Source organism: Enterobacter sp. SA187, from assembly GCF_001888805.2.
Classification (GTDB): domain Bacteria; phylum Pseudomonadota; class Gammaproteobacteria; order Enterobacterales; family Enterobacteriaceae; genus Enterobacter_D.
In genome coordinates this window covers 670,370-683,081 of sequence record NZ_CP019113.1, presented here as the reverse complement: position 1 = coordinate 683,081, position 12,712 = coordinate 670,370, and the positions used below count along the sequence as shown (strand labels likewise).

Annotated in this window: 8 protein-coding genes; 3 read left to right on the top strand and 5 right to left on the bottom strand. The window is 52.2% G+C overall.

Annotated features, from left to right (window positions below):
• Window positions 1–3 precede the first annotated feature (3 nt).
• From BMF08_RS03350 to BMF08_RS03330, 5 genes are all read right to left on the bottom strand, one after another.
• Window positions 4–1,107, bottom strand: coding sequence for an amino acid ABC transporter permease (locus tag BMF08_RS03350; protein ID WP_072569510.1), 1,104 nt, complete (start codon window positions 1,105–1,107; stop codon window positions 4–6).
• Window positions 1,108–1,116: 9 nt separating this feature from the next.
• The gene (locus tag BMF08_RS03345) at window positions 1,117–2,298 is read right to left on the bottom strand and encodes an amino acid ABC transporter permease (protein WP_072569511.1); all 1,182 of its coding nucleotides are present in this window, start codon (window positions 2,296–2,298) and stop codon (window positions 1,117–1,119) included.
• 81 nt (window positions 2,299–2,379) lie between these two features.
• The gene (locus tag BMF08_RS03340) at window positions 2,380–3,405 is read right to left on the bottom strand and encodes an amino acid ABC transporter substrate-binding protein (RefSeq protein ID WP_072569512.1); all 1,026 of its coding nucleotides are present in this window, start codon (window positions 3,403–3,405) and stop codon (window positions 2,380–2,382) included.
• 385 nt (window positions 3,406–3,790) lie between these two features.
• Window positions 3,791–4,012, bottom strand: a complete 222-nt coding sequence (locus tag BMF08_RS03335; protein ID WP_072569513.1) for a hypothetical protein — start codon at window positions 4,010–4,012, stop codon at window positions 3,791–3,793.
• A gap of 129 nt (window positions 4,013–4,141) precedes the next feature.
• Window positions 4,142–4,822, bottom strand: a complete 681-nt coding sequence (locus BMF08_RS03330) for a TetR family transcriptional regulator (protein ID WP_072569514.1) — start codon at window positions 4,820–4,822, stop codon at window positions 4,142–4,144.
• Window positions 4,823–5,043: 221 nt separating this feature from the next.
• Here BMF08_RS03330 and BMF08_RS03325 point away from each other — a divergent pair, with 221 nt between their 5' ends.
• The 3 genes from BMF08_RS03325 (at window position 5,044) to BMF08_RS03315 (ending at window position 12,694) form a co-directional block, all read left to right on the top strand.
• A complete protein-coding gene (locus BMF08_RS03325; protein ID WP_072569515.1) occupies window positions 5,044–8,145 on the top strand; it encodes an efflux RND transporter permease subunit in 3,102 nt (1,033 codons plus the stop codon).
• A gap of 243 nt (window positions 8,146–8,388) precedes the next feature.
• Window positions 8,389–9,534 carry an efflux RND transporter periplasmic adaptor subunit gene (locus tag BMF08_RS03320; protein WP_072569516.1) on the top strand — a complete coding sequence of 382 codons (1,146 nt, stop codon included), beginning with the start codon at window positions 8,389–8,391 and terminating at the stop codon, window positions 9,532–9,534.
• 46 nt (window positions 9,535–9,580) lie between these two features.
• Window positions 9,581–12,694: an efflux RND transporter permease subunit gene (locus BMF08_RS03315; RefSeq protein WP_072569517.1), complete on the top strand. Its 3,114-nt coding sequence runs from the start codon at window positions 9,581–9,583 to the stop codon at window positions 12,692–12,694.
• Window positions 12,695–12,712: the final 18 nt, after the last annotated feature.

Here is a 12,712-nt window from a genome sequence, read left to right as displayed (position 1 = left end):
TCCTCAGTGCGCTGTACGCCCGGTGTTGAAACGCTTCTCCAGATGCTGGCTGTAGCGTGACATGCTAAAACAGAAAATCCAGTAAACCAGCGCGGCAAAGACATAGCCCTCGGTCGACATGCCAAGCCATGCCGGATCGACCGTGGCCTGCTGCACGCTGCTGAACAGATCAAAAAGCCCGATGATGATCACCAGACTGGTATCTTTAAATAGCGCGATAATGGTATTAACCAGACCCGGGATCACCAGTTTCAGCGCCTGGGGCAATATGACCAGCCCCTGTGTTTTCCAGTAACCAAGGGCCAGCGATTCCGCCGCTTCATACTGACCCTTCGGCAATGCCTGAAGCCCGCCGCGTACCACTTCCGCCACATAAGCCGACTGAAAAAGCACCACGCCAACCAGCGCACGGATGAGCTTATCTATGCTTGTTCCTTCAGACATAAACAGCGGCAGCATTACTGACGACATAAACAGCACGGTAATCAGCGGCACGCCACGCCAGAACTCGATAAATATCACCGACAGGATCCGCACCACTGGCATTTTTGAACGCCGCCCCAAGGCCAGTAAGATGCCCAACGGCAAAGCACCGGCGATACCGACCGCGGCGATGATTAGCGTCAGCGTTAATCCGCCCCATTGACGGGTTTCCACCCGCTCAAGCCCTAAAAATCCTCCATACAACAACCACCACACCACGACCGGATAGATAACTGCCCAGCAGGCGATATAACGGCCACGCCTGGGCAGTGTTTTCAAAAACATCGGCGCGATAGAGAGCAGACCAAAGATTAAGGCAACATTGATCCGCCAGCGCTGCTCATGGGGGTAAAGGCCATACATAAACTGCCCAAACCGCTGATGGATAAATACCCAGCAGGCGCCTTCCTTCGTACAATCCGCGCGGGTCGTTCCCACCCAGTTTGCCTGGAATAACACCCAGTTAAGCAATGGCGGGATCAGCTCCCACATCAGCCACAGGCAGAACAGCGTCAGCAGTGTGTTTGACCAGCTGGAGAAAAGGTTCTTACGTACCCAAAGTAAATAATGCCCCGTCCCGGTACTGACCGGACGCGGCGAGTGAGACACAATAGCTTTTGTCATCACGGATCCTTAGCGTTCAATCAGCGCAATGCGGCGGTTATAGATATTCATCAGCAACGAAATACCGAGACTGATAATCAGGTATACCGACATAGTGATGGCGATAGTTTCAATTGCCTGGCCTGTCTGGTTCAGGACGGTTCCCGCGAAAAGCGACACCATGTCCGGATAACCAATCGCCGCCGCCAGAGATGAGTTTTTGACGATATTAAGATACTGGCTGGTTAATGGCGGGATGATCACACGCAGCGCCTGCGGGATGATCACCTGGCGTAGCGTTACCGGATGCGGCAGGCCAAGCGAACGCGCCGCTTCGTGCTGCCCGTGCGGTACTGACTGAATACCCGCGCGGATAATCTCGGCAATAAAGGCGGAGGTATAGACTGACAGGGCCAGCGTCAATGCTGCCAGTTCCGGGATCAGCGCCATTCCGCCACGGAAGTTAAAACCGCGCAGTTCCGGCACATCCCAGTGCAGGGCCGCCCCGAAAATCATGTGCGCCAGCAGTGGCAATGCGATGAAAAGACCAAGTGCAACCGGCCATGTGCGGCGTAGTTGCCCGGTTTTGATCTGATGCGTTTTATTAAAGCGGAACAGGCCAACCGACAGGACAACTGCCAGCGCGACTGCCGCGATAAAAGCCAGCAGCCCTTCACCTGTTTGCGGCGCGGGAATATAGAGACCACGATTGCTCAAAAACGCCAGGTCGAACGCGCTTACCGCCTGGCGTGGCCCCGGAAGATTACGCAGTACCGCAAAGTACCAGAAGAAGATCTGTAATAACGGCGGAATATTGCGGAACGTCTCGATGTAAATAGTCGACAGTTTACGCAGCAGCCAGTTTTCCGACAGTCGTGCAAGCCCCAGAAAGAAGCCCAGAAATGAGGCAAAAACAATGCATAGCGCCGATACCAGCAGCGTATTAAGCAAACCGACCAGGAACACCCGGCCATAAGTATCGCCCTGCTCATAATCGATAAGATGCTGAACAATGCCGAAACCGGCGCTGCGATCGAGGAAGGCAAAACCTGACGTGATGCCACGGTTGCTCAGATTGGTAACGGTATTGTGTATCAGGTAAATAGCCACGCCGACGACAGCCAGCACGGCGATAATCTGAAACAGCCAGGCGCGAACCGCAGGGTTGGAGAAGGAAAACGATCCTTTAACGGTTGGGCGGCGATGGGACATAAGAAAACCTCGGTAGCCATGACTCTGGACCGGACACCGCAAAGGCGGTGTCCGTTACTGCAAAATACAAAATGTCAGGTCTTAACGTACTGGCGGAGCGTACTGAATACCGCCGTTATTCCAGAGGTTGTTCTGACCACGTTTGATTTTCAGTGGGCTTTCAGAACCCACATTACGTTCGAACACTTCCGCATAGTTACCGACTTTCTTGATGATGTTATAAGCCCATTTGTTATCAAGCTTCAGATCCTTGCCGTAATCACCCTCTTTGCCCAGCAGATGCGCCATATCAGGCGTGGCCGGATTCGCCGCTTTCTCATCGACGTTTTTAGAGGTAACACCCATCTCTTCCGCATTCAGCATGGCGAACAGCGTCCAGCGCACAATGGAGAACCACTCATCATCACCGCGGCGAACCACCGGGCCCAGCGGCTCTTTAGAAATCACTTCCGGCAGAACAATCCACTCGCCCGGCGTGCTCAGCTTAATGCGCAGCGCATAGAGCTGAGACTGGTCGGAGGCCAGCGTATCGCAACGACCTGATTCCAGCGCCTTGGCGGATTCATCAGAACGGTCAAAGGTCACCGGCGTATAGTTCATTTTGTTGGATTTGAAATAATCCGCCACGTTCAGCTCGGTGTCTGTACCTGCCTGAATACAGACGGTGGCACCATCCAGCTCTTTGGCGCTTTTAAGGCCCGCTTTGTTGTGGGTCAGGAAGCCGATACCGTCATAGTAGGTGACGCCGGTAAAGGACATTCCCATGCCTGCATCACGGGAGGAGGTCCAGGTCGTATTACGGGAGAGTACATCCACTTCACCCGACTGCAACGCAGTGAAGCGCTCTTTTGCCGTCAGCGGGGTATATTTTACTTTTGTATCATCGCCGAAAACGGCAGCCGCAACGCCACGGCACACATCCACATCAATACCGCTAAATTTACCGTTGGCGTCTGCATAAGAGAAACCCGGCAACCCGTCACTAATACCGCACTGCACAAAACCTTTTTTCTTTACTGCATCCAGAGTGGCACCAGCATGGGCCTGATTAGCAACAGCAAACAGCGCACCGGCAGCGGCCAGGCTGGCGATCATCATCTTTTTCATAATGCATCCTGTGTGGCGAAATTATCGTTATATGAAGGCGTCCGGGAAACGCCTGAAACCTGTCTGTGGCTTTGGCCATACTTTGTAAAGCAAAGGTAGTGCCAGGTTTTACGTGCGAAAAGAATTAATGCAGAACGCCCGTAATAAGGAGAGTGTAGACAGGGAAAAATAAAATCAGCGCACTGGATTGGTGCGAAATTAAAACCTGTGCCACAAATCAGAGCAAAATAAATTCATAGCAGACGAACCATTGGTGGGATGAATCATTTATACAGGAAAGGGGGAAGAAAATAATGACCCAAAGTAAGAGATAATTTTAACAATGTTGATGGATTGCACCGGACGGGAGCAAAAGCAGGCGTACACCGGCACGCCTGCGAGAAGATTATTTGGTGAGAGCGACGATACCCAGGGTCACGCCAGCAATGGCCGCAGCGCCGCCTGCGATAGCGCCTGCCGTTTCCCAGTTATCCTGCGTGGTGCCTTTCATGCAGGTATTAGTGTGCACCAGGCGGCCCTGATCGTCATAGACGGGGACACAAGGGGAATCGTGAGCACACCCGGCCAGTACGGAAGACAACAGTGCAATGGCAATTAATTTTTTCATGATCACAATTACCTCTTTTGTGTGAATGCGTTCATTCTACCACTGGTTAGCACGCCTTCCTGCGGCTGGAGTTTTACAAAGCATGTCGAATGTAAAAAGCGTGGAGATAAAGCCGCCAGAATGGTGAGATTATGGAGAAATAGAGGATGTGCGCAGGGACAATGATGTACATGAGTGATGGTTTACCGGCGCAGAGGGCGTAAGGCGAAGCGATGCCAGCAGTCCGTCCACCAGCGACGGAGCCAGTCTGTCGAGATCAAAGCTTTTGTCCGTCATGAGCCAGTTTTTGATGATACCGCTCAGGTAGGCCTGAATAATAATCATCGCCAGGTCTATATTACAGTTCAGAAACCCTGGGTTTTCTTTTAAGCATTTATTCAACATCTGCAAAACATGTTCATGATTAAACAACAGACGCTCGCGTATCTCTGTTTCTGATGTCAGCTCTTTTGTAAACTCGCATTTATGGTAAAGAATTTCCACCAGCGCCTGTTCCAGCGGATCCTGAGCAATCAGCCGTAAACCTTCTATTAGTGATTGTCGTAATATTATTTCGGCAGATGCGTCCGAATGTAACTTCATTTTATCGGCTATTTTATCCCTCACAGGTAATTGTTCTTGCCAGATAGCGTTAAATAATTGTGATTTATTTTCAAAGTGCCAGTAAATAGCGCCGCGTGTTACTTGCGCTGCATGGGCTATATCATCCAGCGATGTGCCAGAGAATCCTTGTTGAGAAAAGGTTAAAATGGCGGTGTCAATTAATAATTGCCGTGTTTTTAAGGCATCCTCTTTCGTTCTTTTTGCCATGAATAATAACTATGCTGAATGATGGGTTACATTTGCTAAATGAAATTTCCGCAAAAAATTGAATTTGTATCCTTGCATTTTTCTACTATTCATTCAACATGTCGAGGCTATTTTTATTGCCGTCCTCTTTATATTCATCGCATAAATATAAAGAGGGATGTTTTTATTTTAGTGCTGACGCGGGTCGGTGAATGCGAACAGATATAAGGTGAACCGCTACCATGGCTAAGTTCTTTATTGATAGGCCTATATTCGCCTGGGTGCTGGCGATTATTTTAATGCTGGCTGGTGCGCTGGCGGTCATCAACCTTCCGGTTGCACAATATCCTACGATCGCACCGCCTGCTATCGCTATTAATGCCACTTATCCCGGCGCTGATGCGCAAACGGTCCAGGATACCGTTACCCAGGTGATAGAACAAAATATGAATGGCCTGGATAACCTGATGTATATGTCGTCCACCAGCGATTCTGCCGGCAGCGTGTCCGTCACCTTAACCTTTAAATCCGGCACCGATGCCGATATCGCCCAGGTTCAGGTCCAGAACAAACTGCAACTTGCTATGCCATTATTGCCCCAGGAAGTGCAGCAACAGGGGATAAACGTTAAGAAATCAAGCAGCACCTTTTTGATGGTAATGGGTTTTATCTCAGAAGACGGCAGCATGACGCAGGATGATATTGCCGATTTTATCTCGTCAAATATTAAGGATCCCGTTAGCCGTACTGAAGGGGTGGGCGACGTGCAGCTATTCGGCGCGCAATATGCAATGCGCATCTGGCTTGATCCGAACAAACTGAATGAATATCAGTTGACTACTGTCGATGTGGTCGATCAGATCAAAGCCCAGAATAGCCAGATTGCCGCAGGCCAGCTGGGCGGCACGCCATCCGTGGCCAATCAGCAGATTAACGCCTCGATCATTGCCCAGACGCGTCTGCGTACGCCGGAGCAGTTTGGCCGTATTACGTTAAAAGTCCTCTCCAACGGCGCACGGGTACAGCTCAAAGACGTCGCACGCATCGAGCTGGGCGGCGAGAACTACAACGTTATCGCCCGGTATAACGGTAAACCGTCAGCGGGTCTGGGCATCAAACTCGCAACGGGCGCTAACGCGCTGGACGCCGCCGATGCGGTGAAACAGCAGATGGCCCACCTGCAACCCTACTTTCCTCACGGCCTGAAACTGGTTTACAGCTACGACACCACCCCCTTTATTAAGATCTCCATCCGGGAAGTCTTCAAAACGCTGTTTGAAGCCATCGTGCTGGTGTTTCTTGTCATGTATCTGTTTTTGCAGAATCTGCGGGCCACGCTCATTCCTACTATTGCGGTGCCCGTGGTGTTACTGGGGACCTTTGCCATACTGGCGGCGTTCGGCTATTCGATTAACACGCTGACCATGTTTGGCATGGTGTTAGCCATCGGCCTGCTGGTGGACGACGCTATCGTGGTGGTGGAAAACGTAGAGCGCGTGATGGTCGATGAAGGATTGCCCCCCAAAGAGGCGACGCAGAAATCGATGGCGCAGATACAGGGCGCGCTGGTGGGCATCGCCATGGTGTTGTCGGCGGTATTCGTCCCGATGGCGTTTTTTGGCGGCTCAACCGGGGTGATCTACCGGCAATTCTCCATCACCATCGTTTCTGCCATGGCTCTGTCCGTGCTGGTGGCGCTCATTTTAACGCCCGCACTGTGCGCCACCCTGCTAAAACCCACTACCCACGGCACGACTAACCGGATGTTTGGCTGGTTCAACCGGCTGTTTGAACAAAGCACCCAGCACTACACCGGCAGCGTACAGAAACTGCTAAGCCGTACCGGCCGCTACATGGTGCTTTACCTGGTGATTGTCGTGGGCATGGCCTGTTTATTCCTGCGTTTGCCCACCTCTTTTTTACCCGAAGAGGATCAAGGGGTTTTCCTGACGATGGTCACGCTGCCCGCTGGCGCCGCCCAGGATCGCACGGAAAAAATCATGCAGGAAGTCACACGTTACTATCTGACGAATGAGAAAAATAACGTGGATTCTGTGTTTACGGTGACGGGCTTTGGGCTTAACGGTAAAGGGCAAAACAACGGCCTGGCTTTTATCCGTTTAACAGACTGGGCACAGCGTGAAGGCGAGGAAAACCGTGTTGAGGCGATAGTTGCGCGTGCCACGCATGCGTTTCGCAGTATCAAAGACGGGATGGTATTTGCGTTTAACCTTCCCGCCATTACCGAGCTGGGCACTGCTACCGGGTTCGACTTTGAACTGATCGATCAGGCGGGGCTGGGGCATGTGGAGTTGACCAAAGCGCGTAATGAACTGCTGAAAAAAGTCGCTCAGCGTCCGGATATGCTGGTGCGTACACGGCCTAATGGTCTGGAAGATATGCCGCAATTCAAACTGAATGTCGATCAGGAAAAAGCACAGGCGCTCGGTGTCTCGCTAACGGATATCAACAAGACCATTGCAACCGCACTGGGTAGCACTTACGTGAATGATTTCGTCGATAACGGCCGTGTGAAAAAAGTTTACGCACAGGCTGACGCGCCTTATCGCATGATGCCGGATGATATTAACCGCTGGTTTGTACGTAGCCGTAACGGCGAAATGGTGCCCTTTTCAAGTTTCACCAGCGCCAACTGGATCCAGGGATCGCCACGTCTGGAGCGCTACAACGGTTTGCCAGCGATGGAAATTCTGGGTGAGGCCGCGCCAGGTAAAAGCAGCGGTGAGGCCATGAAGATGATGGAGGCGTTCGCCGCAACGCTGCCCTCCGGGATTGGCTTCGACTGGACGGGGATGTCGTATCAGGAGCGCTTATCCGGCAATCAGGCCCCCGCGTTATATGCCATCTCACTGATGGTGGTATTCCTGTGTCTGGCGGCACTTTATGAAAGCTGGTCGATTCCATTTTCCGTCATGCTGGTTGTACCGCTCGGCGTGGTGGGCGCCTTGCTGGCGGCCAGTTGCCGTGGCCTGAGTAACGACGTCTATTTCCAGGTTGGCCTGCTGACCACCATTGGATTGTCGGCAAAGAATGCCATTTTGATCGTCGAGTTTGCCAGGGATTTGATGGATAAAGAGCACAAGAGCTTAATCGACGCCACGCTGGAGGCGGTAAAAATGCGTTTGCGCCCGATACTCATGACGTCACTGGCTTTTATCCTTGGCGTAATGCCGCTGGTGCTCAGTACAGGCGCAGGCAGCGGCGCACAAAACGCGGTTGGGACTGGCGTAATGGGCGGTATGGTATCCGCAACCCTGCTGGCAATATTTTTTGTGCCGGTATTTTTCGTGGTTATTCGCCGACGCTTTACCAGTAACCACTAAATATATTCACTGAAATTATTTATATAAATATTCTTATACAAGGCGTTTATATTTAAAAGGTGTTATCGCGTCGCAAAGGCGATATTTACCTCATGGCTTTAGTTTTAAGTGCCATTATTTGTGGCTTAGGATTCGACGTCATTTACATAAATAGTGAATTATTTGTAGGATACCCGACCCGCTGGTTTTATTTTTCTACCTGCTTTGCGGCTTATGCCGCGCATTGTGTTTTGAGGAACTGCAATGAATAAATTTGGTGAATGTATTCGCCTTTCATCAGTCATTATTATGTCAATCGGCTTACTTTGCGGTTGTAATGATAATGAAAACGCGCCAGCTAAAATGCCGGATCCCGAGGTCAGCGTCTGGCAGGTTAAAGCAGCCCCTCTGGCGGTGACGACAGAATTACCGGGACGAACCGAAGCATTTCGTATTGCAGAGGTGCGTCCGCAGGTGAGCGGAATTATTCTCAAACGTAATTTTGTTGAAGGCAACGATATTACCGCCGGGGACTCGCTGTATCAGATCGATCCGGCAACCTATCAGGCGGCCTTAGCAAGCGCGCAGGGCGAATTAGCGAAAGCCGAAGCCGCTGCAAGTATGGCGCACTTAACGGTCAAACGTTATGCGCCTCTGGTAGGGACGCAATACGTCAGCCGTCAGGAATATGACACCGCCGTTGCCAGCGCCCGGCAGGCAGACGCCAGCGTCCAGGCCGCAAAAGCCGCAGTAGAGACGGCGCGTATCAATCTGGCCTATACCCGTGTCAGTTCCCCCATCAGCGGCCGTATCGGTAAATCTGCCGTCACCGAAGGCGCGCTGGTAACCAACGGTCAGGCGACGGCGCTGGCCACGGTGCAGCAAATCGATCCAATCTATGTTGATGTCACGCAATCCAGCAGCGATTTTATGCGTCTGAAACAGGCGGTGGAACAGGGCAACCTGCGCAGACAGGATGGCAAAGCTGAGGTTGAACTGCTCACAGAGAACGGTCAGGTCTATCCGTTAAAGGGTACGCTGGAATTCTCAGATATTACCGTCGACCAGAGCACCGGCTCGATCACTATCCGCGCGGTTTTCCCCAATCCTGATCACAGCCTCCTTCCGGGAATGTTTGTGCGCGCACGCCTTGATGAAGGTGTTCAGCCAGAAGCTATTCTGGTGCCGCAGCAGAGCGTAACCCGTAATGCTCGCGGCGATGCCACCGTGATGCTGGTAAATGAAAAAAATCAGGCTGAGCAGCGCAACGTAGTTGCGACTCAGGCTATTGGCGATAAATGGCTCATTTCGGAGGGGCTGAAAGAGGGTGACAAGGTGATTGTCAGCGGCTTGCAGCGTGCCCGTCCTGGCACCCAAGTGACTATCGTGCCTGCTTCATCAGGTGAGTAAAAAACGCGTTGCAGTAATCGCGCTTACGCAGTGAGAGTCGTAAAAGATGTCGAAGTTTTTTATTGATCGTCCGATTTTTGCCTGGGTGCTGTCGATCATACTGATGATTGCGGGTGTACTGGCAATCATGCAATTACCTGTGGCGCAGTATCCAACCATTGCACCGCCTGCGATCGCAATCAGCGCCTCCTACCCGGGGGCCGATGCGCAAACGGTGCAGGATACCGTCACACAGGTTATTGAACAGAACATGAATGGCATCGATAACCTGATGTACATGTCCTCAACCAGCGATTCCGCAGGTGGCGTAACCATCACCCTGACCTTTAAATCAGGGACTGAAGCGGATATTGCTCAGGTTCAGGTGCAGAACAAGCTACAACTGGCGATGCCACTTTTGCCGCAGGAAGTGCAGCAGCAGGGGATCAGCGTTGAGAAAGCCAGTAGCAGTTTCCTGATGGTGGTGGGCTTTACCTCTGAAAACAAAAGCCTGAACCAGGACGATATTTCTGACTATGTCGCCTCTAACGTTAAAGATGCCATTAGCCGTACCAATGGCGTTGGCGACGTACAGCTTTTCGGTGCGCAGTATGCGATGCGTATCTGGCTGAATGTCGACATGCTCAATAAATATCGTATGACGCCGGTGGATGTTGTTAACCAGCTCAAAGTGCAAAACGATCAGATTGCCGCCGGGCAGTTGGGTGGAACGCCTTCTGTTCCTAATCAACAGCTCAACGCCTCCATCATTGCGCAAACGCGCCTGAAAGATCCGGAGCAATTTGGTAACGTGACGCTGCGCGTCAATGCGGACGGTTCGCAGGTTCGCCTGAGAGATGTGGCCCGCATTGAACTGGGCGGGGAAAACTATAACACCGTTACGAAAATCAACGGTCAGGATGCGGCGGCGATAGGTATTAAACTGGCGACAGGGGCAAACGCCCTTGATACCGCAAGCGCTATCAAGAACAAATTACAGGAGCTTGCTCCTTATTTTCCGCAGGGTATGCAGGTTGTTTATCCGTATGACACTACGCCCTTCGTGCAGATTTCCATTCACGGAGTGATCAAAACCCTGTTCGAAGCCATCATCCTGGTTTTCCTGGTGATGTACCTGTTCCTGCAAAATATCCGCGCCACGCTGATCCCGACCATCGCCGTGCCGGTTGTGTTGCTGGGCACCTTTGCCGTCCTCTCTGCTTTTGGCTATTCGATTAACACGCTCACCATGTTCGGGATGGTGCTGGCGATCGGCCTGCTGGTCGACGATGCCATTGTCGTCGTGGAGAACGTTGAGCGTGTGATGGTAGAAGATCACCTGCCGCCGAGAGAAGCCACCCAGAAATCAATGGAACAGATCCAGGGCGCGCTGGTGGGCATCGCCATGGTGCTGTCGGCGGTTTTCATTCCAATGGCATTTTTTGGCGGTTCAACGGGTGAAATTTATCGTCAGTTCTCGATCACTATCGTGTCAGCAATGGCCCTGTCGGTACTGGTTGCGCTGATTCTCACGCCGGCGTTATGCGCCACGCTGCTTAAGCCCGTCGATCCCCATGCCCATGGTGATAAAAAAGGCTTTTTCGGCTGGTTCAACCGTTTGTTTGAACGTTGCACCAGCCATTACACCGACAGCGTTGGCGGCATTATCAGAAGTACCGGGCGTTACCTGCTGGTGTATTTCCTGATTGTGGTGGGCATGGCGGTGCTGTTTTTACGCTTACCGACGTCCTTTCTGCCGGACGAAGATCAGGGCGTCTTTATGACCATGGTGCAACTGCCAGCCGGGGCAACCCAGGCACGTACGCAGAAGGTGCTCGATCAGGTGACCGATTACTACCTGAACGATGAAAAAGCGAACGTGAATTCGGTGCTGACGGTGAACGGTTTTAGTTTCAGCGGTCAGGGGCAGAACTCGGGAATTGCCTTTATCAGTCTTAAACCATGGGAAGAGCGTCCAGGTAAAGAAAACGCCGTAGAGGGCATTGTGGCACGCGCCACTAAAGCCTTCAGCCGTATTCAGGATGGCCAGGTGTTTCCCTTTAACCTGCCGCCGATTGTTGAACTTGGCACGGCGACAGGGTTTGACTTCGAGCTTATCGATCAGGCCAACCTTGGGCATGATGCGCTGACAAAAGCACGTAACCAGCTGATGGAAATGGTACAGCAGCATCCTGATAAACTGGTGCGCGTACGACCTAACGGACTTGAAGATACCCCGCAGTTCAAACTTGAAGTGGACATTGAAAAAGCCCAGGCCTTAGGTATCGATCTTTCTGATGTTAATCAGACGATCTCAATTGCGTTGGGGGGATCCTACGTTAATGACTTCATCGATCATGGACGCGTGAAAAAAGTCTACGTTCAGGCCGATGCGAAATTCCGTATGCTGCCGGGGGATATTAATAATCTCTACGTGCGCAGCAGCAACGGAGAAATGACGCCCTTCTCCTCATTTACCACCTCAAGTTGGGTTTACGGCTCGCCGCGGCTCGAACGCTTTAACGGTCTGCCATCTATGGAGATCCTGGGCGAGGCCGCCCCCGGCAAGAGTTCAGGTGACGCCATGCTGTTGATGGAACAAATGGCCTCCCGGCTGCCCGCCGGGATAGGTTACGACTGGACGGGTATGTCATATCAGGAACGTTTGTCCGGCAACCAGGCGCCCGCGTTATACGCTATTTCGCTGATCGTTGTCTTCCTGTGCCTGGCGGCACTCTATGAGAGCTGGTCAATCCCGTTTTCCGTCATGCTGGTGGTGCCGCTTGGCGTGATTGGCGCCTTGCTGGCGGCGATGATGCGCGGCATGAATAACGATGTCTATTTCCAGGTCGGCCTGTTAACCACTATTGGCCTGTCGGCGAAAAACGCCATTCTGATCGTGGAGTTTGCCAAAGATCTGATGGATAAAGAAGGCAAGGGCGTGATTGAAGCGACGCTGGACGCGGTGCGTATGCGTCTTCGTCCGATCCTGATGACCTCGCTGGCATTCATTCTGGGCGTCATGCCGCTGGTGATCAGCTCCGGCGCAGGCAGCGGTGCGCAAAACGCCGTGGGTACCGGGGTGCTGGGGGGGATGCTGACCGCCACGCTGCTGGCGATCTTCTTTGTGCCGGTATTCTTTGTGGTCGTACGGCAGTTTTTCACGAAAAAAGCCAGATAACGGCTAAGCGGCCCTGGC